This is a genomic window from Oribacterium sinus (genome assembly GCF_963537195.1).
In the GTDB taxonomy this organism is placed as follows: Bacteria; Bacillota; Clostridia; order Lachnospirales; family Lachnospiraceae; genus Oribacterium; species Oribacterium sinus_A.
Genome location: NZ_CAUTEG010000033.1, coordinates 1 through 22,377 on the forward strand (window position 1 = coordinate 1; position 22,377 = coordinate 22,377).

16 protein-coding genes are annotated in these 22,377 nt (G+C 43.7%); 13 read left to right on the forward strand and 3 right to left on the reverse strand.

The window, feature by feature from the left end:
* Positions 1–278 precede the first annotated feature (278 nt).
* The 3 genes from RYL27_RS05470 to RYL27_RS05480 all read right to left on the reverse strand — a co-directional run bounded on the left by RYL27_RS05470 (position 279) and on the right by RYL27_RS05480 (position 2,920).
* Positions 279–2,063, reverse strand: a complete 1,785-nt coding sequence (locus RYL27_RS05470; protein ID WP_314965802.1) for a flagellar hook-associated protein FlgK — start codon at positions 2,061–2,063, stop codon at positions 279–281.
* 95 nt (positions 2,064–2,158) lie between these two features.
* Complete coding sequence (locus RYL27_RS05475) at positions 2,159–2,593, reverse strand: flagellar protein FlgN (protein ID WP_040649250.1); 435 nt, start codon at positions 2,591–2,593, stop codon at positions 2,159–2,161.
* Positions 2,594–2,608: 15 nt separating this feature from the next.
* On the reverse strand, positions 2,609–2,920 hold the full coding sequence (locus tag RYL27_RS05480; protein WP_007157568.1) for a flagellar biosynthesis anti-sigma factor FlgM: 312 nt from the start codon (positions 2,918–2,920) through the stop codon (positions 2,609–2,611).
* 214 nt (positions 2,921–3,134) lie between these two features.
* On the opposite strand from RYL27_RS05480, the gene RYL27_RS05485 reads away from it, so the two are divergent.
* The 13 genes from RYL27_RS05485 to RYL27_RS05545 all read left to right on the forward strand — a co-directional run bounded on the left by RYL27_RS05485 (position 3,135) and on the right by RYL27_RS05545 (position 22,276).
* Entirely contained in the window at positions 3,135–4,538 is a 1,404-nt protein-coding gene (locus RYL27_RS05485; RefSeq protein WP_308579127.1) for a hypothetical protein, read from the forward strand.
* A gap of 151 nt (positions 4,539–4,689) precedes the next feature.
* Positions 4,690–5,025: an EscU/YscU/HrcU family type III secretion system export apparatus switch protein gene (locus RYL27_RS05490; RefSeq protein ID WP_007157565.1), complete on the forward strand. Its 336-nt coding sequence runs from the start codon at positions 4,690–4,692 to the stop codon at positions 5,023–5,025.
* Between the two features lie 22 nt (positions 5,026–5,047).
* Positions 5,048–6,454 carry an N-acetylmuramoyl-L-alanine amidase family protein gene (locus RYL27_RS05495; RefSeq protein WP_314965805.1) on the forward strand — a complete coding sequence of 469 codons (1,407 nt, stop codon included), beginning with the start codon at positions 5,048–5,050 and terminating at the stop codon, positions 6,452–6,454.
* Between the two features lie 321 nt (positions 6,455–6,775).
* Complete coding sequence (locus RYL27_RS05500) at positions 6,776–8,122, forward strand: N-acetylmuramoyl-L-alanine amidase family protein (protein WP_314965807.1); 1,347 nt, start codon at positions 6,776–6,778, stop codon at positions 8,120–8,122.
* Positions 8,123–9,063: 941 nt separating this feature from the next.
* Positions 9,064–9,951, forward strand: a complete 888-nt coding sequence (locus tag RYL27_RS05505) for a lytic transglycosylase domain-containing protein (protein ID WP_314833772.1) — start codon at positions 9,064–9,066, stop codon at positions 9,949–9,951.
* Between the two features lie 28 nt (positions 9,952–9,979).
* A complete protein-coding gene (locus tag RYL27_RS05510; RefSeq protein WP_314965810.1) occupies positions 9,980–10,618 on the forward strand; it encodes a PilZ domain-containing protein in 639 nt (212 codons plus the stop codon).
* A 276-nt stretch (positions 10,619–10,894) separates the two neighbouring features.
* The gene (locus RYL27_RS05515) at positions 10,895–12,877 is read left to right on the forward strand and encodes a LicD family protein (RefSeq protein WP_314965812.1); all 1,983 of its coding nucleotides are present in this window, start codon (positions 10,895–10,897) and stop codon (positions 12,875–12,877) included.
* A 21-nt stretch (positions 12,878–12,898) separates the two neighbouring features.
* A complete protein-coding gene (locus RYL27_RS05520; RefSeq protein WP_314965814.1) occupies positions 12,899–14,797 on the forward strand; it encodes a LicD family protein in 1,899 nt (632 codons plus the stop codon).
* Between the two features lie 166 nt (positions 14,798–14,963).
* A complete protein-coding gene (locus RYL27_RS05525; protein WP_314965816.1) occupies positions 14,964–16,958 on the forward strand; it encodes a LicD family protein in 1,995 nt (664 codons plus the stop codon).
* Between the two features lie 56 nt (positions 16,959–17,014).
* Positions 17,015–19,036: a phosphoenolpyruvate mutase gene (aepX, locus tag RYL27_RS05530; RefSeq protein WP_314965817.1), complete on the forward strand. Its 2,022-nt coding sequence runs from the start codon at positions 17,015–17,017 to the stop codon at positions 19,034–19,036.
* Positions 19,037–19,214: 178 nt separating this feature from the next.
* Positions 19,215–20,387, forward strand: a complete 1,173-nt coding sequence (locus tag RYL27_RS05535; RefSeq protein WP_314965819.1) for a phosphonoacetaldehyde reductase — start codon at positions 19,215–19,217, stop codon at positions 20,385–20,387.
* Positions 20,388–20,543: 156 nt separating this feature from the next.
* Positions 20,544–21,659 (forward strand): phosphonopyruvate decarboxylase, encoded by a 1,116-nt coding sequence (aepY, locus tag RYL27_RS05540; protein WP_314965821.1) that lies wholly within the window; start codon positions 20,544–20,546, stop codon positions 21,657–21,659.
* Between the two features lie 266 nt (positions 21,660–21,925).
* Entirely contained in the window at positions 21,926–22,276 is a 351-nt protein-coding gene (locus RYL27_RS05545) for a hypothetical protein (RefSeq protein ID WP_308579116.1), read from the forward strand.
* Positions 22,277–22,377 lie beyond the last annotated feature (101 nt).

Genomic DNA, 22,377 nt, shown 5'->3' on the forward strand with positions numbered 1-22,377 from the left:
ACCGTACGTACAGTGCTGTGAGAGGACGGCGGTTAGTCGCCGCCTCCTACTCGATTGCAAAGCAACTTCCTTCGGAAGTTGGTCTGCATCAGGACGACTTTTCTAATGAAAAGTCTGTCCTTACGGTACTAACTTCGAGCTTCGCTGACGTTCAGTAAGTACCGGCGGGCTCAGGCTACCCCTGTTTTAGACCTATATTACTTAGAATCCATATATTCATTTTTTTATAGTTCCTTTGACATAAAAATACGGGAGCCATTTATAGCTCCCGTATTTTCTTATCGTCCGATAGCCAATAAGGTTTCTAAGGTATCATTCAATGTGGTCATCAGTCTTGCCGCTGCATTGTAGGAAGAGGAGTAGGTCATCATGTTTGCCGCCTCTTCGTCCAAGCTGACTCCGGAAAGCTGATCTCTGGAATTGTTGATTCCCTCTAATACCGCCTTGTTGATTTCCTGTGCATTTTTATTGGCATAGGAATCGGTGGCTAAAGTAGTGGATACATTGTTCATGTAATCCGCATAGTTGGTTTTGGTGTTGTTCATCTTCATCATAGGAGAAGTCATCTGCTCCAGCATTTCCAAAACCGTATCGGTGGTATCTCCTCGATTGGTAGCAGAAGCACCGTTTCTAAAACCGTTGGTTCCGATATGGGTGGTTCCGTTTACCCAGCCTCTGGAAATTCCGATATTGGCTGCGGTAACATTGCTGGGATCGTTTCCACCGGCATTATCCTTGTTAATCATTAAGACATGGTTGGGATTGGTTACTCCGGCATAGTTGGTGTTACCTTTTTTATTCACCTCGTTCATGTTCTTGGTAAAGGTCTCTGCCAAAAGGTCCAGTTTTCCCATATAGAAATCATAGCTGTAGGAATTCATTTCATTGCTGGCCTTTAAGTCTGCCAGGTTAATGGTTCCTCCGCCTCGTACCAAAGCACGCACATCGGAGGTGGAAAGCATATCCAGGCTGGCCTGTACAGATCCGGAGGAGAAACGAACATCCTTGGTATCTGTAGTAAAGCTATCCGCTGCCGCACCTCTCTTTTGGAAACCGGTAAACTTCAACTTGGTATTAAGAGGTGCATCAATGCTTCCTGCTGCAAGCTCTACCTTACCTACGTTGTTGTGTTTTCCGCTGGCATCCTGCAGGTCTGCATCAATAGCACCGTTTACCAGAGTGATTTTCTTTACTTCCGCTCCGTTTCCGGCGCTGCTGTCTCGGTAAACCAGGTTTACTCTTACATCCTCAGGCCAGTCGGAACGTCCCTTTACGTTTCCTGCAGAATCGTAGTTATAGATACGATAACGGGTGGTGGGAGGGGTGGGAGAGCTGTATTCCTCGGAGAAATGCTCCACTTCAATAGGAACATACTTGGAAAGCTCGTCCAACTTTAAGTTTCTCTGATCCTGTAACTCTAGTGCAGGATTTCCTAAAAGCTGATTCTTTTTGATTCGATTGTTTAAGTCTCCGATATCGCTAACCAAAGAGTTAATCTTTTGGACTGCGCCGTTTTCGGAGGTGTTGGTTCCGTCAATCTTATGGAACTCATTCTTTTCTGCCTGGTGAATACTCTCCGCAGCAGAGTTCATCAGCGTAGTCATAGCCTGCACTCTGGACATTAACTCACCCTCATAAACAGGGTCCTGCACCTTGGAAGGATCCTGCATATTGGTTAAGGAACGCTGAATGTCGTCAAAGGAAGAACGGATTCCGTTTACCTTGGTCTCATCCAAAAACAGAGAAAGAGACTTCAAGGATTCTCCGATAGACTCGTTATAAGAGGATTTTCCGTTTTGGGTACGGTATTGTCCGTCCAAAAACTGGTCTCGTAACTGGCGTACTTCATCCATGGCCACACCGAAGCCTACATTTACATCATTGGAATTCATGTAAAAGGAGGTTGGGTTTTCATAGTTAATAGAGGAGGTCTTTAGCTCTTGACGAGTATAGCCCTCAGTATTCATATTGGCTAAGTTATGCCCAACTACATCTAATTTTTTCTGATTCATCCGCAGTGCGGAAAGGGCTGTATCAAAGCCGGAAAAGGTTGCTCTTACCATAGTGTCCTCCTAAAGGGTTGTTAAAATTTAAGACTTCTAAAAAAGGCGAAAAAAAATACGCCTTAAGGTTCATTTCCCTCCGGAAGAGAAGAGTCTTACACCCTTCTATCCCGGAAAGATACTTCAGGCTGTCCCTGAAGCTGCTGGGAAATGTCGCTGATGCGAACCTGTAATATTCTATCGGCGTTTTCTCTGGAATGTATAAAGCGTCTCAGATTATTCTGAAGATCTGCAATTGGATTCTCCCAATCCTCCCGCAATTCTTCCGGAATCCCGGTGAGAAATTCCGTCATGGAACGAGGGGCAAATCCACATTCTTTCTGTAACTTTACTCTTTTTTGCTCTAGGCCTCGAAAACGAAGCAGAGTGGGTTGTGCTTCACTGACCAGTCGGGTTAACTCCTCCAAATCATTTTTAGATGCGGAGACAGTTAAGGAATCCTCCAAGTCACATAAAGCAGAAACAAGAGAGGAAAGCTCCGAAAATACGGGCAGGAGCTGTTCCCACTTTTCTCTGTTGGAAATATTCATCATTCTTCCTCTGTATTAATCTTTATATCCTAACATCTTCTCAGCGATACGCTGTGCATTAGGACGATAGGTTCCTGCCTGAACTTGCTGATGAAGTTCTGCTACTCTTTTGTCAGAGGCACTTACGCGAAGAGAATCATTGGTAGCTTTAGACAAAGCTGCTGCAAAGCTTCTGTCGTCTACAACGTTTCCCTTAGAAAGGGACAATCTGTCTACGTCCGCTTTCTGTGTAGCTTCTACCTGGTCTACCGGCTTCTGTGGTAGTGCTGCCTGACGAGTTTGATAGTCTACTCGAGTGTTAAAATCAGGTCTGATAGAAAAGTTCATTTTTTGTCCTCCTGGGTTTTCCCGTTAAATGGCTTCAAGTTTCTTCCTTGCATATCAGAAACTCTTGGGGTATACTTCCCTTCACAAGAAAAATTTTATGAATGAAACCCCTTCTTCCTCTACTATATCGGCGGGTTTTTTGTCGATATAAGGAATAGTCCATTAAAATTGCAATTTTTTTGAAATCATTTTATTTTACATCCAAGGAGGGAAAATGGCAAACATTTTACAGGTAAGTTCTTCCCCGATTACCCCGGATCCATCGATTAATCAGAGAATATCGCAAGATCCTTCTATAAAGAATCCGGTTTCCCCGGGTACGGTGAATCGTGCAGACGGTCAAAATACCGGACAAACCGGTACCGCTACCGGAGAGGGAAGCTTTTCCGGCGTAGATTTTGAAGGGAACTATGCCGCCTTTTTAAAGGAGCTTTCTCAAACGGCAAATCTTCCTAAAGCATTGGAGACCGTGCTATTTGGTGACGGAGCGCTGGCTCTTTCCCAGGAAAAGGGAGAAATCGGTCAGGTAATGGAGGAGCTTTTCTCTTCTATGGAGATGGAAAGCCCTGAGGATTTGAAAGCATTTTTACAGGATCAGCAGAAGGCTCAAATCAAATTCTCCGGAAATCTCTTTAATAATTTAAGAGGAATGTTAAGCAGCAATATTTCTCCTTCCTTAAAGAATGCGATTTTGAATTTCGGAAAGACCTATAACGACTTCGCGTCTTCCGGACATTTTCTTCAGCAGATGGAGACCATTGCGGGAGATATAGATAAGATGCTTCTTCCTTCTTTCCAGGGAGAGTTTGAAGATTTGCTTTCTCAACTTAATTTTCAGGCAGAGCCGGGAAAGACGGAGGAGAATACTTCCTTAATTAATAATCAGATTATTCCTTTTATGTCCAACTACATTTCCAGAACCCATGATTACGGGGCGGTCAGAAATGCGGTGGTGATGTTTATTTTGTATGCGGTAAAGTATGAAAACGGCTCCGAGGAACTTTTGGGTAAGCAAAAGGATGCTTTGATGAATAATCCTGACTTTCGTCTTCTGTTTAAGGGAAATCCGGAGGAGGCATTTAAGGAGCTCTTAGATCAGGTAAAGGGGCAGGAAGAGAATGCCTTCCCCAAGCTGTTTACGGACTTTTTGAAGGCCGGTGCGGAGGGAAAGGCGGGAACGGAAAATATTTCCCACTTCCAGGAGGTTTTGCACGGCTTATTGGTCAACGAAAGTGTATATATGCCCCTGCAGCATTTGGTGATGCCTTTCCGTTACGATGATAAGGATGTGATGAGTGAGATGTGGGTAGAGCAGGAAGCAAAGGACGGTGCCGGCGGAAAGCTGACCAAGATGCTTTTGAAGTTCAACATTCAAAGCCTGGGAAATTTTGAAATCATTTCCGGTATTTCCGACATGCGAGTGGATTTACAGCTCTTTATGCCGGAGGAGCTTATGGATAAGCAGAAGGATGTGGAGGATGTGCTTTCCCATATCTTAAGAAGAAACGGGCTTTCCGTAGCGAATCTTGGGGTATACCAGAAGACCAGAGACTTCCGGATTCAGGAAGTTTTCCCGGAGATAAAGGAAGCGGAGAAGGGCTTAAACGTAAGGATTTAAGGCAAAGTAGAGTAAACTTAAAGGAAGGATTATCGAGCCTTATTTGTTATGAGTCGTAAATTTAAGTGTAAGGATTTTGTTAAGGAAAGGTCCTTTTCAAGGAAGAAAAAACTGTCGATAGAATACTATCTTCAGGAATAAAGGAGAGAAAGTGGCAGACTTTAGTAAGATAATGGAGAAAAAGGCGGCAGCCTTAAAGTATGATAATGAGAAAAACGGCGCCCCTATGATTGTGGCGGCCGGTATGGGCCACATGGCGGAAAAAATTACGGAAACCGCAATGAAGTCAGGCGTCCCCGTCTATGAAGACGACAGTTTGGCTTCTCTTCTTACCCAAATGAAACTGGGAGCAGAAATTCCTGAGGAATTGTTTCAGGCGATAGTGGAGATCTATATCTATTTCCTCGGCTTTACCGGGGATCCGGAGAAGGATCGAGCAGAACGGGAACGAAGAAGGGAAGAACGGAAAAACAATCTCTCTTCTTAGTTTCTTAAGAAGAGGAGTAATCATGAAGGACAATTTTTTGCGTTTTTTGGAAAAAGGGATAGCTCTCTTAGGACTATGCCTTTTTTTCTTGTATTTTAGCGGCGTGGTGAGCTTTGCAGCTTCTAAACCGATTAACAGCATTCACATTCAGATTTACTCAAAGCTTGAGTCAGGAGACAGTCCCGGAGAAATTTTCATCGAAAAGGGGGAAATTCAAAAGCATGAGGTGACCGTAAGAGGAAAGAGTTCTCTTTTTACTATTACCGCCGCAGAGTGGGGAGGGCAGAATAAGTCCACCGTAAAGGTAGGAGAGGAATTGGAATTACTGCTTACCCTAAGCCCCACCGATGTGACCAGTAATTATTTTCTGGCTTCCTATCGGGCTACCTCCTTTCATATTACGGGCGGATATTATGTTTCCGCGAAAAGAGAGGGCGATGATCTGGTTTTGACTTTGAAAATGAAGGCCGTGGAAGGAGCCTATGACGCCCCGGTTTCCGTGGACTGGAATGAGAAAAGTCTGGGATCCGTTCGCTGGCAGCCGGGAGAAGTGGATTCCGGCGTATATTCGGTCCAGCTTTTTCGAGACGGCAGCAGAATTCACGAAATAGAAAAGCTTTCCGGAAATCAGTATAATTTTTATCCTTATATGACAAAGGCCGGACGCTACATGGTGAAGGTAAAAACCTTGGTGAAGGATGCCAAGGAAAGAAAATATGCCAGAGGCAGCGGCTATACCGAGTCCTCCGATTTAAAAATTCGAGACAGGGATGTTTCGGACGGTAAAGGGAAAGAAGGCGAGAAGGTTCAAGCGGGAACGGAGAAAAAAATCGGTTGGGAGGAAACGGACGGAAGCTATATTTTCCGCCTGCCCAGCGGAGAGATCTATAAGGGCTGGGGGAAAATTGACGGATACTGGTACTATTTCCAGCCGGACGGCAAGATGGTGAAGGGCTGGCAGAAAATTCAAGACAAATGGTATTTCTTCCAGGAAAGCGGAGCCATGGCTGTGGGCTGGGTGAAGGATCAGGACCGGTGGTATTATCTGATTCCGGAGACGGAGGCCGCCAACGGTCAAGTGGCAGGAGAATTATTTGCCGGAGACTGGAGAGTCATCCAGGGCAGATATTATTATTTTGAAGCAGACGGAAAGATGCACACCGGCTGGCTGTTTTGGCAGGGCAGATGGTACTACTGCAATGAACTGGACAACAGTTTGTTGGGGGTAATGTTTACCGGCTTCTTGACCAGAAACGAAAAGACCTATTATTTAAACAGCAACGGTGCCATGGAAACCGGTTGGCAGAAAATCGACGGAGATTGGCGCTATTTCCAAGAGGAGAGCGGAGAAATGCTGAAGAATACCTCTGTGGGCGGTTTTCCTTTAAATGCAGACGGCATTTTCCTGCAGGGAGAATTTGGAAGATAAAGGGGTATTTTGTCAAATCATTGTTTTAGCTCATATCATTATTTTAGCTCATATCATTTTTATGCCCCAATCAAAGGTTTTTGGGAAAAGCGTATTTTGCAAAAAATGCACTTTTTGACGGATAATTAAGAAAAGAGAATTGAGTATTTTGCGAAAAAGAAGTATTATGGTAATCGGAAGAAAGTTTTTTCAAGAATAGTGAAGAATATTCAAGAATAATTGTACTTGTTGAAATTTTATATTTATAAAATTTAAGAAAAAACCGATAAATACATTGGAGAAAATGGAGAAGATTGGAGAAGAAAGCTTAAGGAGATAGCGATGAAGAAGAAGGATCTGATCAATTTTGAAGGAAAATGGAAGGGAAAAGAAAAAGACGCTAATGGCTTTGGGGGCAGAGAAATGCAATTCCTGGAGCTGGCGGAACGACTTATTCTCTTTTTATTACTCCTGTGGCTCTTCTTAATTCCATTTGAGAATAGGGCCAGAGCGGCGGATTCCACCGTGGTGGAATCGGTCAGCATTGACTTCCAGAGTCAGTACGGAGATGCGGAGGAAATTATTCCTCCGGAGATCAAGGTGCTGGAGAATTATGTGGAAATTCGTTCCATCCAATATAGAAAAAATTTTGAATCCTGGGTACCGGCTCAGAAGGTAAGAGTGGAAGTGCTTTTGGGAACCAAGGACAACAAGGTATTTGCTGCAAATTTCAATAAGAGCAAAGTCAATGTTTCCGGTGCCAACTTTGTGGAGGCCAGTCCCAGAGGCTCAGAGCTTTTGCTGAAGCTGGATTACATTCCCCGAATGGTTTTGGGAAGAACCTCCCGCGCCGGTTGGAACAAAGCCCATACCATGGCAATTTGGAAAAAAGTGACCTATGCTCCTGCCTATACGGTGGTATTGTATGGAGATGATAAGAAGATTACCGAATTTACCAATGTAAAGACCACATTTTTGGATTTGTCCAAGGCAATGTCGGATTTACGAAAGACCTATTATTACGAGGTTAAGGCAACTCCCTCCACCGATGAGGAAAAGCAGTATATGAAGGATGGAGAATTTGTCACCGCTTCCACAGAGGAATTGCAGGAACCGGAGGGGAGCAACCCGGTGAGCGCTTCGGAAAATGAGAAAAGCATCGATGATGCTTTGTTGGAAGGAAATGGTGTAGCGCCCAATTCCTGGCGTTATGTGGGAAGACATTGGTACTTTATCGATGAAAACGGAAAAGTAAAAAAAGGCTGGCTGGAGCGTAACGGTGCATGGTTCTTTATGGATCAGCAGGGGGTTATGCAAACCGGAATCACCAAAACCGGTGAGGACAAATATGCCTTTTTCAAGGAAGACGGCACTATGGCGGCAAACACTTGGCTACAGGTAGATCCGGAAACCTGGTATCTCTTCGGAACAGACGGCTATATGATTTTCGGCTGGTGGCAAAACAGCCGTGGCCAGTGGTACTATATGAATAAGGATTTGCAGGGAAAAATGCAGATCGGCTGGCTGTTAAAGGATCAGGAATGGTACTACATGGATAAGAGCGGTACTATGCAAACCGGATTCCAGGTGATTAACGGAAAGAAATATTACTTTGACGGGCAGGGAAAGATGCTGAAGAATACCACTGTAGAAGGAGTGGTATTGGGAGCAGACGGCGCTGCCGCATAAAAGGCTTGCAGGAGTTACAAGTTCAAAAAAGCAAGGGCGAAAGCCCTTGCTTTTTCAATGGAAAAGAAGCTGTACATGGTCAAGGAGAGATTTTTTGCAATAAGAGTTAGGGAAACCGGCAAAGGGGAGGGAGACTTCTTTTCTCAGGCACGCTCCCGCTAAGCTCGGCTCATAGCGGTACTAAGCTCGAAGCACTACGTTTTCTTCGAGCAAGTACCGATGGCCTCACATTGCCTTCAAAAAGAAGTACTCCTCCCCTCTGCCGAAATACCTTGAAGTGCTAATGTGAAAAAGAAAATCCTTCTAACGATATGGAAAAGCTTGATTTTCCAATAAAAAAATCTTCAGGCTTCGGGGAAAGGAGGGATTTTCTGCAATAAGAGTTAGGGAAACCGGCAAGGGGAGGGAGACTTCTTTTCTTACCGGCATACCGACATACCGTAAAGCAAGAGCAGTACTCCTTTTAAAGGAATGAGTGACGTAGATGCTTGTGAGCAAAGCCATTTAATCGTTCTTTTTTGGAGGTATACCGATATACAGTAACGCAGGAGAAGTACTCCTTTTAGAGCTAATGGGAGGAGTTGCAACTTGTGATAGTGCTACTTGTTTTTTAGGAGTGTCAGTATACAGTAACGCAGGAGAAGTACTCCTTTAAAGGCAATGTGAGGCCGTCGGTACTTGCACTAAGTGCTTTTCTTAGTGCTTAGTACCGCTACGAGCCGAGCTTAGCGAGAGCGTGCCTGTAAAGGAGTACTCCTCTCTGCGTTACGTACCTTCCTCCTTCCTGAAAAGGAGTCCCACTCCTGCTTTACGTTACATTAATTCCTTGTAAAGATTTATAAAACCCTCCCATCTTGCCGATAAAAGAAAAGATAGTGCAAATAGAACTGGAACAAATGACGTTTCACCATATATTTTACAGGAAAAGGGTAAAGATTTAGATGGCAAATGGAATTTCAATCTTAAATGGCATTCAGAATCAGAATGCTGTGCAGGCACAGTCTGCGCTGAATACAAAAACACAGAGTACCACAGGGACTTCTTTCGCCTCCGTAATGCAAAATGTGCAGAAGCAAAAGTCCGTGCCTGCAGGTGCGGCTAAATATGATGCCATTTTTGAGGAAGCCAGCAGAACCTACGGGGTATCCAAGTCTCTTTTGATTGCGGTGGCCAAGGCGGAGTCAAACTTTAATCCTAACGATGTTTCTCATGCAGGAGCTTCAGGAATCATGCAGCTCATGCCGGGCACTGCCAAGAGTCTGGGGGTAAAGAATGTTTTCGATCCCTATGAAAATATTATGGGAGGAGCGAAGCTGTTACGAGATAATATTAAAAGCTTCGGTTCTGTACCTTTGGCTTTGGCTGCCTACAATGCAGGCCCCGGTGCAGTGAAAAAATACAATGGCGTTCCTCCCTATAAGGAGACTCAGAACTATGTAAAGAAAATCATGGCTGATCTGGGGGATTCCGCGTACAATGTAAAAAGTAATTATTTCGGACAGGGCAGCAGCACAAGCAGCTACGGAAGCTCTTCAAGCAGTATTTCCGCAAACAGTTTGCTGTCTACAGGGGGCTTGGGAGCTTTAACCGGTTCTTCCAACAATCTTTTTTCCGGCCTGGGATTATCCGGAGGTCAAAATGTGCTTTTCTCCGGAGTGCTTCAGTCAATTCTTAGCAATGCACTTTTGAATTCCGGCAGAGAAGCTGCAGCGGGAGACGGAGCGGACAATGGCACGGTAACACTGGATAAAAAGAGCTTTCAAAGCTTGGTTTCTCTATTACAAATGCAGATGATGATGCCATCCCGTATCGGGGAAATTTCGGATTGATCAAATGCTGTTCATTTAAGGGAGTAGAATGATGGTATTACGAGATTGCAATAGAGGCATGGTCCATTGGCCGGAGGAGGATAGAAACCTTCCGGTGGATGTGGAATTACAGGGAGAGGAAATCTTTCTCTACTTTAAAGGCTATAAGTTTCAAGACAGCCGTTTTGTTTCGGAAATAGATTTTTATGATAAGCAGCAGGGGATGATTGTAACCCTTGCGGAAGTTGTTATGAAAAGAAATCCGGCCTTTCCGGACAGTCCCTACCCCTGGATGGGAGTCTGTGATGTGAAGGAAGTGCTTCGGGTAGTCCAGCGGCAAAACGATGTACGAGTATCCGTAGCTATGGAGCTTCCCTTTGTAAAAGAAGGAGAAGGGGACGAAGAGGTACATTTTTTCGGGATTATCCGGAATTTAAGTGCAGGGGGAATCTTTATGGAGACCCGGGAAGCCTTGAAGGAAGATGATATTGTTCGTTTCCGCTACCGCTTTGACAAGATGGATAGAGAGTTAAAGCTTGTGGTGGTTTGGGTAAAGACCAATGATAGAGGAACTTACGGCTATGGACTTCGTTTCCTCCGAATGAGTTCCGGAGAGGAGTCGGAGGTGCGAAATCATGTGTTCCGACTGATTTTTGAGCATGCCAGAAAAAGAAAAAAGGATGAGTAGGGTTTTTCAGAAAGCTGCCAAGGAAGGAAAATGATGATGCTCTTCAGTAGCATGATGCAGGAAAAATGAAAGGAAATCTTTGGAGCGATGCGTAAAAGCAGCCGCTCCTTTTGTTCTTTATAAGTAAACTAAGGGGCACCGAAGGGCTTAGAGCAACTTGTAAGATGGAGCATCTTGTAAGATAGAGCATCTTGTAAGATAGAGCATCTTGTAAGATAGAACAACTTGTGAGATATGGCATCTTTTCAGAGGGAGTATCTTGTCGGGAGGGAAAAATTGGAATTTCGAAATGAGTTTTTTTTAGATGAAGTGATAGAGGGATTTTATGTTCCGGGGCTTATGAAGCGAGCCTGGGCGGCGGAGTTACAGCTTCTTTCTTTTTTTGATGCATTTTGTAAAAAGAACGCTATCCCTTATTTCCTGGATTATGGCTCCCTTCTTGGCGCAGTTCGTCATAAAGGATTTATTCCCTGGGACGATGATCTGGATATTTCCATGTATAGAAAGGATTTTAGACGATTAGCGGCTTGTATTGAGGAAGAGCTGCCGGAGGAAATCGGCTTTTATTATGTAGGAAAAGATAGAGAAACCGCCAGCTCCATGGCTGCCATCGGGATGAAAGAGCCCGGTTTCAATCCGGAGAAGCAAGCTTATTTTTACCAGTTTCCCTTTTATGCCGGAATGGATATATGCATTTTGGAGGATGTTTTAGAGGATAAGACTGAGGAGAAGAGAAAGCATTTGTTTCATCAGCTATCGTCTCTTTTGAAATCGGTGGAAGAGGAAAAGGATAAGGGCTATAGTCAGCTACACACAAAGTGGAACAAGGAGATTACGACTATATCGGAGGAAATAGAAGCCTTCTTAAAGAGGGAAGGAGGAGAAGTTCCCAAGCTTTTTCCTAAGGGGGGAAGCAGCTTTTTAGGAGAGATTTATTTTGCAATGGACAGTCTGTATCGCTGTTTGGGAGATAGGGATACAGAGTGTATCGCATGGGGGCCGGACTATGCCTTGCATGGAAAAGGGAAAATGAAGAGAAGCTGGTATCAAGGGAAAGAGGAAAAACGGATTGCTCTTTACGGACAAGAATTTTCAGTTCCTACAGAGCAGGAAAAAGTACTGGAAGCGGAGTACGGTGATTATAGAATTCCTAAACAAAATTTGGGAGGACATCAATATCCTTTTTACCGAAAGTCGGAAGCAAATTTTCAGAATAGTCTGGGAGAGCAGAATCCCTTTTTATATTCCTTTTCCAAGGAGGATTTGGAAGAATGCCCCAGAAAAAATCTAAGAAATCTTATTATCGAAAGCTATGCAAAACTGGAAAAGCTCTGGGAAGAGGCAGGGCAAAAGGCAATTAATAAAGAGGAGCTGCAGGAGCTATGTAAAAACAGTCAGGAAGAAGCTCTTGCCATAGGAAATGCCATTGAAACCAGAGGGGAATTTTCCTCTGTAAAACTCTTGGAAGAGTTTTGTGCCTTGCTTTTTCAAGTCTATGAGGATTTGGAAAATGAAAGGATTCCCGACGTAAAGAAAAAGCTTCCTTCAGTGCAAAGGGTCTTGTGTGAGTCTAAAACGCAGTTTTTAAAGGATTGGAAACCGCGAGTTCTCTTTTTGGCGTATTCCTATGAGCGTTTTGAAAATACCTTGGCGGAAAGTTTTCGGGTTTTGGAGAAAACGGGAGAACTGGAACTATATCTCCTGCCGGTGCCCTATGGGTTTAAAAATGTCAAGGGAGAGCTGAAAGAACGCTTATATGAGGGGGAGAGCTTTCGAAAGAAGTATTCCGTTTTAGAGTATGAAAGTTTGAATCTACAGACTTTGCAGGCTGATATTATCGTAAGCCCTACGGCCTTTGATCATGTGAACCCTGTTTTTTCTTTGGATCCCTTTTATGACAGTAAGAAAATCAAGGCCTTTACGCCTCATTTGCTTTATCTTCCCGATTTCCAAGTAGCTGTACCGAAGGAGGGGGAAGACAAGGCTTATTATAATCAACGATATTATATTCCTTTGCCGGGAATTGCACACTGTGACTACAGTATATTTCAAAAGGATGAGACCGTAGAAGAATATCTCTCTTATTGGAAAGAAAATGTATTTTCACAGGAAGATAAAGCCGGGTGCGAAGGTCTGTTAAGGAAGAAATGTATTTCTTTGGAAAGCCTGGAGAGAACAAGGAAGAAAGAGAATTTAGGGGCAATGCCCATTATTGCAAAGCTATTTTTGTCGATAGTAGACGAGGAAAATTCTATTTAGTAGAAGCATAAAGGAGAACAGATGGAGTTTACGAGAGATTTTTTTGAAGATGAAGTAAGAAACGGCTATTATGTACCGGGCATTATGAAGCGTTGCTGGGCGGCTTCCCTTGAAATTTTATTGGAGCTGGACAGAATCTGTAAAAAGTACGATATTCATTATTATATAGATTACGGAACCCTGCTGGGAGCAAAACGAAACGGAGGATTTATTCCCTGGGACGATGACATTGATATTTCCATGAACAGAGAGGACTTTAATCGTTTTAGAGAGGTTGTGGAGGAGGAGATTCCTCCCGAGCTGTATTTTAACTGTGTGGAAAAGAGTAAGGACTATGCCTTTATTATCGGTTGCCTCGGCTTTCATGAGGTGAGTTTGGATGAGAATCGCTTAAGTCGCTATCATGAGTTTCCATTTTTGGTGTCTATAGACATTTGTGTAAATGACTCTATAGCAAAAGATCCGGAACTGGAAAATGTAAGAGAGTCCGAACTCGTTATTCTGGGACAACTGATGCTGAAGGTTCTTAATAATGAACGTTCAGGGAAGAATTTCGAAAAATCCATACGGCTGGTGGAAACCAATCTGAAGGTTCATTTTAATCGTAAGGAGAAATTGGAACCGCAAATCTATCGTTTACTGAACAGGATATGTAAAGAGTATGAAGGTGATAAGGGAAGAAAAGATTTATATGCTTGGATTCCGCAGATTCTTCAGGCCTCTCATCTGAATTATCCCCAAGAAGATGTGTTTCCTTTATCCACGATTCAATTTGAGGGGATTGAATTTCCTGCACCGAAAAATGTGGACAAGATGCTAAGAATCGAATACGGAGACTATGAAAAGCCCAGTAAATCCGGAGGTTCTCATGGCTATCCCTGCTTCAGCAAATATGAAAAGGACTTCATTGCTCTGGTGGGTGGGGAAGATAAATGGCATTTCCGCTACCGTTTTAAAAAGGAAGACTTGCAGCATGAGAAGCAAGAAAATGTCAGGGACATGGTATTTTCTCTTCTTCGGGCTTTGGGACTTCAGGAAGAGGCCATGGTGGCAAGAAAAAATGATTACAGCTTTTTGCAGGAGTCCCTGGCCAATGGGCAGGACACGGCTTTAGCCATCGGGAATACCATAGAACAACGCCTTGGAGAAGGTACGGAAAGTGTAAAGCTTCTGTCCCAATACTGTGAGGCCGTATTCCATGCTTATGAAAAGGCTAAGCAGGGGGATTATCCGGAGGAAGAAATCAAGAAGCTTGGAGAAATTCGCCGGGAGTGCGAGACCGCTTTAAGCAAGGAATGGAAAAAAACCATGCTGATTCTTTTGGATAAGGCGAAGAATTTTCCGTCTATAGAGGGCTTTTACAAGAAGATGCAGGAGCAAGAAGATTGGGAAGTTCTTTTGATGCCCATTCCCTATTTTATCAGAAAAGGTAGTGGAGAGTTTTCCGAAGAATTTATCGATACGGAAGCTTTCCCTAAGGAATATTCCTATGTGGATTATAAAAGCTTTGCTTTTGATACTGTACTCCCGGATTGTATCGTGATGAACAGTCCCTATGACTCCTGCAACATGGTATACAGCATAGATCCCTTCTTCTATAGTGAAAATATGAAGAAATATACCAAGAATCTTTTCTATATCCCCTGGTTTGTAACGGATGAAATCATTTGGGGAGCAGAGGAAGATGAGAAGGCTGTGGTAATCATGGATTATTACGCTTGCCAGCCGGGACTTGCTCATGCAGATCATAGTTTTGTACAGTCGGAAGAGATCCGAAAAACATATATCGAAAAACTCACAGCATTTGCAGGAGAGGAAAGCAGAGAACAGTGGGAGAAGAAAATTGTGGCAGCAGGTTCCTGCTTACTGGGACAGGCAGAGGAGCTGACAAAGCAGGTTTTGGCTTGCATGGAGGGATAAAGGATAGAATACTGATTTTTCGATTCTGAACCGAAGCCATCATGAAAAGATAAGGGATTGTTCTCGCTTTTTTAACAAACTTATAAAACTGAGGACAAACGCCGAAGAGTAAGACAGGAAAAGTAAAAAAATCAGAAATCTAAAGGAATAGATAAAGGGGTGGAAAATGGAATTTCCAAGAGAGTTTTTTTATGATGAGGTACGGAACGGATTTTATATTCCCGGAATTGTGAAGAGGGCCTGGGCAGCCAGTTTGGAAATTTTGGCTGTTATTGATAAAATTTGCAGAAAACACAAAATACGATATTATGCGGATTTCGGAACCCTGCTTGGTGCAGTAAGAGAAAACAATTTTATTGCCTGGGATGATGATCTGGATATTATGATGTTGCGGGATGATTTTGAACGCTTTGTAAAGGTGGTAAAAAAAGGCCTGCCAAAAGAATTAAAGTTTATGGCTGTGGAAGTCAATAGGGATTCCTGCAGCTTTATTTCCGCCGTCGGTTTACCGGAAATAAAATTCAATGAAGATGTTATGAAGAAGTATCATGAGTTTCCCTATCCTGCCAGTGTGGATATTTTCGTGGTGGATGAGTTGGCGAAAGATCCTGAGGATGAGGCCTATCGCATGGAGCTTCTCTCCATGCTGGCCACAATGACCAAGGGAATCATGGATAAAAAGGAAAATACCAAGATCTTTCAGAAAGAATTGGAAGCCATAGAGGATTTGTTAAAAATCAAGTTTGACAGGAATCATTCTTTGGAGGGCCAATTCTATGCCCTGATGAATCAGGTATTTCAGGAATTTAATGGGGAGGGAGGAGAAATGTTGGCCTGCATGCCCTTTAGAATGTTGCATGCAAAGGCTTGTTTCCCCAAGGCCGCATTTAAGGAGACGGTTTGGCTTCCTTTTTGTAATACAAAGATTCCGGCACCCAAGGATTATGACAGTGTTCTGAAAGCGAAGTACGGAGATTATCATAAGACGGTAAAGGCGGGAGGCGGACATGGTTATCCCTATTTTCAGCATTATATTGACGAGTTAAAGAGCGAATTACCGGAAGATAAATGGACTTTTGAATACCGTTTTTCCGAGGAGGATTTAGAGCATAAGAAAATCCCCAATTTCCGGGATATGGCTTTGGAGACCTTGGAGTATCTGGTATTAAAGAATAAAAGAATTTTTGAATGCTTTATGGCAGGGGATTTTTCAGCTTGCTTACAGCTGATGGGGCAGATCCAGGAAGAGGCCATTGCCTTCGGAAATGCCGTGGAGGCTAAGAAGGGAGAAGGAAGTGAAACAGTAGCTTACTTGGAGAAATACTGTGAAGCACTTTTCCATTCCTATAAAGCGGTAGAAGAAGCACTGCCCTTACAGGAACAATCCGGAGAAAAGAAGGGACCGGCAGGGAATTTTCCCGCAGCTCTATGGAAGGACTTACAAAACACGGTACAAAAGCCCGCTTCGTATTTGAAAAAAGTAAAGTTGGCTTTAGAAAAGGATTTTAAGCGGGTAGTTCTCTTTTTACCCAGTCGATTTGAACAATTAAAGAGCTTCCAATCCCTCTATGAAGCTTTGGGAGAGATGGAGGATGTGGAATGTAAACTTATGCCTATCCCTTATTTTGATCGCCTGGGTGGCGGAGCATTGGATGAGATGCATTATGAAGGAGAAGAATTTCAAAAACTCTATCCTATAGTGAATTATAAAGACTTTGATTTTACGATGGAAAGACCGGATTGTATCGTGATGCTCTCTCCTTTTGATGAGTTTAATCAGGTATTTTCCGTGGACCCTTTCTTTTACAGTAAGAACCTTAAGAATTTTACCAATAAGCTGGTTTACATTCCAAGCTTCATAACGGATGAGATCAATCCAAAGGAGGAGGAAGACGGAAAAGCATTCGAAAATATGCGGTATTACGTTACTGTTCCGGGACTTTTCCATGCGGATTTAAGTATTGTTCAATCTGAGGAGATGAAAAAGGCGTACTTAGCGAAGATTTCCGCATTTACAAACTCTGTAATCAGAAAGAAGATGACGACAAAGATTTCCGGCGCCGGCTCCTGTCTTTTCGGAGAAGAGGAAGAAAAAGGAAATAGGGCAGTGATTGCTGCTTTTCGGAGATTTTTAATGAAAAAGGAAGATTTGCAAAAGTAGGCCATATCCTAAAGGAAATCGGAAATTTGGAAAAGGAATAGGAAAAGGAGATAAGGATGAAGGCCTTAATATTAAATTCCGGCAAGGGCAGCCGTATGGGGGATCTGACCAAGACTCACCCGAAATGCATGACGGAAATTGCCAGCATGGAAACCATTATCAGTAGACAGCTGCGACAGGTGGCGGAACAGGGAATTTCCGAGGTGATTATTACTACGGGTCCTTTTGAGGAGAAGCTGATTCACTATGTGGAAAGTCTTGGACTGCCTCTAAACTACACCTTTGTGCGGAATCCCAATTATGAAAACACCAATTACATTTATTCCATGTATCTGGCGAAAAAATATCTGGAAGATACGGATATTTTGCTTATGCACGGAGATTTGGTGGTGGAAAACGATGTGTTTTTCTCCTTTTGTGAAACCGAAGGTTCTTTGATGGCGGGAAGTAAGACGAAAGAGCTTCCGGAAAAGGATTTTAAGGCGGTGGTGGAGAATGACCGAATCCAAAAGATAGGAATTTCCTATTTTGAACAGGCTTTTGCTGCCCAACCCTTATATAAATTTGAAAAAGAGGATTTTGGAAAATGGCTTTCCGCCATTGTGGAGTTTTGTGAATCCGAGGATGAGGAGAAGAGGAAACTATACGCAGAGGAAGCTTTAAATACTGTCTTAGAGAACATTCCCCTCAATTTCTATGATGTGGGAAATAAGCTCTGTCAGGAGGTGGATAATCCGGATGACCTGGCGGTGGTTTCCAACATTTTATCGGAAATCAAAAAGCGTACCGTGTACATTTGCTTTTCCACGGATATTTTGCATAACGGACATTTATCCCTCATCAAAAAGGCAAAGCGCCTGGGAAGAGTCATTGTAGGTGTATTGAAGGACGAAGTGATAGCTTCTTATAAGCGCTATCCCCTGGTGCCTTTTTCCGAGCGAAAGGCCATGTTCGAAAACATTTCCGGAGTCTATCAGGTGGTGGAACAGTCCAGTCTTTCCTATAAGGAGAATCTGGAAAAATACCGTCCGGATTATGTGCTTCATGGAGACAACTGGAGAGCAGGCTTCCAGAAGCCTATTCGGGAAGAGGTTTGCAGTGTTTTGGCAAGCTATGGCGGAAAGCTGATTGAACTTCCGTACCATAGAGAAGAAAAGTACGCGGAGCTGGAAAAAAGAACCAAGGCGGAGCTTTCCATGCCGGACGTTCGAAGAGGCAGATTGAAAAAGGAGCTGGAGCTGAAGGGGCTGGTTACCGCCATGGAGGCCCATGACGGTCTTACCGGTTTGATTGTAGAGCAGACCAAGGTGTATAAGGAGGGAGGAGCTCACCAGTTTGACGCCATGTGGGTAAGCTCTCTCTGTGATTCCACCGCTAAGGGAAAGCCGGATATTGAGCTTGTGGATATGAGCTCCCGCTTCAGAACTATTGAGGATATTACCGAGGTTACTACGAAACCCATTATTTTTGATGGAGACACAGGTGGAATCAAGGAGCACTTTGTATATACCGTGCGAAGCCTGGAGCGTCTTGGGGTATCCATGGTGATTATAGAGGATAAGACGGGACTGAAGAAAAATTCTCTCTTCGGGACAGAGGTGGAGCAGACACAGGATAGTATTGAAGCCTTTTCCGAGAAAATCCGGGCAGGCAAGAATGCCCAAAGAACCAAGGACTTTATGATTTGTGCCAGAATCGAAAGTTTGATTTTGGAAAAGGGTATGGAAGATGCTTTGGAGAGAGCTTTTGCTTTCCGAAAGGCAGGGGCGGATGCTATAATGATTCATAGCAGAAAGAAGGATCCCACGGAGATTTTTACCTTTGTGGAGCGTTTCCGGGAAAAAGAGAAAGATTGCTATATCGTTGTGGTACCCACCAGCTTTAACAGTGTAAAGGAAGAGGAATTTAAGCGAAGAGGAGTCAATGTGGTAATTTATGCTAACCAACTGATGCGGGCTACCGTGCCGGCGATTCAGAAGGCGGCTACCTTGATTTTGGAAAAGGAAAGAGCAGAGGAGTGTGACAGCATGCTGATGCCCTTCCAGGACATTATCCGTTTAATTCCGGAAGAAGATTAGAGGAATTATCGGAAGAGATGCCACAGAGAAATCTTTGGCATCTCTTTTTATAAGTCTTAATGCGTATCATAGGCGTTTCCTTGGGAAATCTCGTTTTTATGAGCCTCTGTAGGTGGCTTGTGATATTTTATATCGATGTAGTATGTAATAGCGTGAATGAGAAAGGGATGAATGAGCAATGACCAAAGCGGAAATAGAGAATCAAATTGTACTGGGAAAGAAAAGTCTAAAGGAAGAATTGAAAAGCTTTTTTCAAGAACATTCCTTCCGAAGAATCTTTCTGGTGGCAGGAAGCTCCTTTCCCAGGCTTCCCATCGGGGAAGAATTACAAGAGCTTTTTTCGGAGCTTGGGATTGCTTTTTATCATTTTTCCGATTTCCGGCCCAATCCCCGATTGGAGGAGGTAGAAGAGGGGATTAAGGCATTTTCCGCCTTTCATGGAGACAGTATTTTGGCTGTTGGGGGCGGTTCCGCCTTGGATACGGCTAAGTGCATTAAGCTTTTTACCGGCTTATCCAAGGAAAAGTCCTATCTTGAGCAGAAATATCGAGAGAATGACATTCCCCTGGTGGTACATCCCACCACGGCGGGAACCGGTTCGGAAAGCACTCCCTTTGCGGTTATTTATCAAGATGGAGAAAAATGCTCTGTGGAGCATGAGAGCATTTACCCGAAGTATCGTATAGAGGATGCAAGAAGTCTAAGAAGCTTACCGATGTATCAGAAGAAGGTCACTCTTTTAGATGCTCTAAGTCATGCCATGGAGGCGATTTGGTCAAAATACAGCAACGAAGACAGCAGAGCTTATGGACAGAAGGCTATTTCTTTGATTTTAACGAACTATAAAGCCTATCTTTCTTTGGAAAATGAAAATAATGCAAAAGCTCAAGGAAAAGCCCCTTCAGCTGAGGAACCTTCGAAGCAGGTTTTGGAGTCTATTGCTGAAGCTGCCAATCTTGCGGGGAAGGCTATTGCGGTGACAAGAACCACTGCCGGTCACGCCCTATCCTATAAATTGGGAAGTCTCTATCAGCTTCCCCACGGATTGGCCACCGCCATGGTAAACCGTGCGCTTTATCCTTTTATGTGTAGGGAAAAAAGTCGTATGACAGATCCGGAAAACCTGCTGTTTTTGGCAAAATGCTTTTCGGCGGAAACGGAGGAAGAGGGGGCAAAGCGTTATAGGGAAATTTTGGAGGACTTGGAGATTCTTCCCTGTCTTTCGGTAAAGGAAGGGGACTTGGAGAATTTAGTAGTAGCCGTGAATCCGGAAAGACTTTCCAATCACCCTATTGCGCTAAGAGAAGAGGATATACGGCTTTTGTATAAGGGGATTTTGGGACTCCGGTAAAAGCCCTCTGTGGAAATTAGGGAAGATCTATTCTTTTCTATCCATAAACTTCAATATTTTGCGTTTTGTGATGAAAAAGCAATAGCCAGAAAAGCAAAGAAAGCTTATGATAGAAATATAACAATAAATGACAGCTTGGTAGAGCAAGGAGGCCCCATGAAGGTTGAGAGATTTTTAGAACTGTGCCCATCGGATTTTTTTACCGGAGTTCCGGACTCCCAATTAAAGGCTCTCTGTGATGAGTTAATGGAAAAATACGGTACAGGGAAGCAACACCATATTGTAGCCAATGAAGGCAATGCCGTAGCTCTTGCGGCAGGATATCATCTGGCTACCGGAAAGCTTCCCGTGGTTTATCTCCAAAACAGCGGAGAGGGCAATGCCATGAATCCCTTAGTGTCTTTGGCTTCGGAAAGAGTCTATGGAATCCCCCTTCTCCTTGTGATCGGATACAGAGGAGAGCCCGGGGTAAAGGATGAGCCCCAGCATCTTTTTCAGGGAGAAATCACACTGGATTTTCTAAAGCTATTACAGATTCCCTACTTTGTTTTGGAGAAGGAGAGTAAGGAGGAAGATTTAAAAAATGCTTTAGAGGGCTTTGCAAAAGAGTTTCAAAAGGGCAGACAGGCCGCCATTGTGGTAAAGAAGGGAGCCTTGGAAAAGGAGCATGGCTATCACTATAGCAATGCTTATAACTTTTCCAGAGAAGATGCTATCCGTTGCATCGTAGACTATACCGGAGATTCTCCCATTGTTTCCACTACCGGAAAAGCCAGCAGAGAGCTTTATGAGATTCGGGAAGAACGGGGGGAGGATCATAGCAGAGACTTTCTTACCGTAGGATCTATGGGACATGCCAGTTCTATAGCTTTAGGAATTGCATTGGAAAAGGAGAACGAAAGAGTAGTTTGTCTGGACGGAGACGGCGCTCTTTTGATGCATATGGGGGCTATGGCAGTTCTTGGCGCATCGGGGCAAAAAAATATCTTACATATCCTTTTAAATAATGAAGCCCATGAAACAGTAGGAGGTCAGCCCACCGTTTCTCCAAACGTTGATTATGGCAGTGTGGCACAGGCCTGCGGATACAATAAATCCTATCTGGTAAGAAATCAAAAGAACTTAGAAAGAGTTCTTTTGGAAAGTGCCAAGGAAGAAGGGCCAATATTTCTGGAGGTCCGCTGTGCCATGCACTCTCGGGAGAACTTGGGAAGGCCCAAAGAGAGTCCGAAAGAAAATAAAGAACTGTTTATGAAGAAGCTGGAGAAGTAAGGGCTTGTGAAAAATTAAAAAAGTTTTTACGCAATATAGGTCTAAAACTGGGGCACGCTCCCGCTAACCTCGCCCTGCAACGGTACTAAGCGAAAAACTTCAGTTCCTTTGTTTTTCGCAAGTACCGGCGGGCTCAGATTACCCCATTTTTAGACCTATATTGCTAAAAAACGTTTAATTATTGGGATTTTTCACAGCTCCTTTCTTTCTGTGCTATAATGTTGGCCATAGGACTTTATTAAACTACTTTGGAAAAGGAGGACAAGATGACAAGAGAGGCGTTAAAGCAGGAAGTGGAGAGATTCTTAGAGGCGTACAGCCTGTGCCCGGAGGGGAAGGCTGCAGCCCAGGCATATTTGGAGGCCTTTGGAACGGAGCATGAACAGGAAAAGGCAAAGGCTTTGATTCAGGAAATCAAAGAGGATATTACCAGTATCGATGATTTGATTGCCCTTGCGGAAAGTGAAGCCGGAAAAGCTATTTTCGGAGAAGAGGGAGCGAAGAATACCGCCGCAGCCGCAAAGGAAGCTAAGGCAAAGGGAGAGGATACCTGTATTTGCCCGGCCTGCCAAAGCGGAAAGATTCTTTTGGCCAATGAAAGAGAGATTATCGGATAAAATAATACATGGATGCAAAAAAGCAGGTCCAAGGGCCTGCTTTTTCATTAATGGACTTTAGCCAGTATCGGAGCTGACATTTGAAAAATGTTAGCTCTGAT

Coding starts and splice junctions, on each gene's coding strand:
- aepX (WP_314965817.1), top strand. CDS start 17,015: ATGAAGGCCTTAATATTAAATTCCGGCAAGGGCAGCCGTATGGGGGAT.
- RYL27_RS05495 (WP_314965805.1), top strand. CDS start 5,048: ATGAAGGACAATTTTTTGCGTTTTTTGGAAAAAGGGATAGCTCTCTTA.
- RYL27_RS05535 (WP_314965819.1), top strand. CDS start 19,215: ATGACCAAAGCGGAAATAGAGAATCAAATTGTACTGGGAAAGAAAAGT.
- aepY (WP_314965821.1), top strand. CDS start 20,544: ATGAAGGTTGAGAGATTTTTAGAACTGTGCCCATCGGATTTTTTTACC.
- RYL27_RS05520 (WP_314965814.1), top strand. CDS start 12,899: ATGGAGTTTACGAGAGATTTTTTTGAAGATGAAGTAAGAAACGGCTAT.
- RYL27_RS05525 (WP_314965816.1), top strand. CDS start 14,964: ATGGAATTTCCAAGAGAGTTTTTTTATGATGAGGTACGGAACGGATTT.
- RYL27_RS05545 (WP_308579116.1), top strand. CDS start 21,926: ATGACAAGAGAGGCGTTAAAGCAGGAAGTGGAGAGATTCTTAGAGGCG.
- RYL27_RS05485 (WP_308579127.1), top strand. CDS start 3,135: ATGGCAAACATTTTACAGGTAAGTTCTTCCCCGATTACCCCGGATCCA.
- RYL27_RS05505 (WP_314833772.1), top strand. CDS start 9,064: ATGGCAAATGGAATTTCAATCTTAAATGGCATTCAGAATCAGAATGCT.
- RYL27_RS05480 (WP_007157568.1), bottom strand. CDS start 2,920: ATGAACTTTTCTATCAGACCTGATTTTAACACTCGAGTAGACTATCAA.
- RYL27_RS05475 (WP_040649250.1), bottom strand. CDS start 2,593: ATGAATATTTCCAACAGAGAAAAGTGGGAACAGCTCCTGCCCGTATTT.
- RYL27_RS05470 (WP_314965802.1), bottom strand. CDS start 2,063: ATGGTAAGAGCAACCTTTTCCGGCTTTGATACAGCCCTTTCCGCACTG.
- RYL27_RS05510 (WP_314965810.1), top strand. CDS start 9,980: ATGATGGTATTACGAGATTGCAATAGAGGCATGGTCCATTGGCCGGAG.
- RYL27_RS05500 (WP_314965807.1), top strand. CDS start 6,776: ATGAAGAAGAAGGATCTGATCAATTTTGAAGGAAAATGGAAGGGAAAA.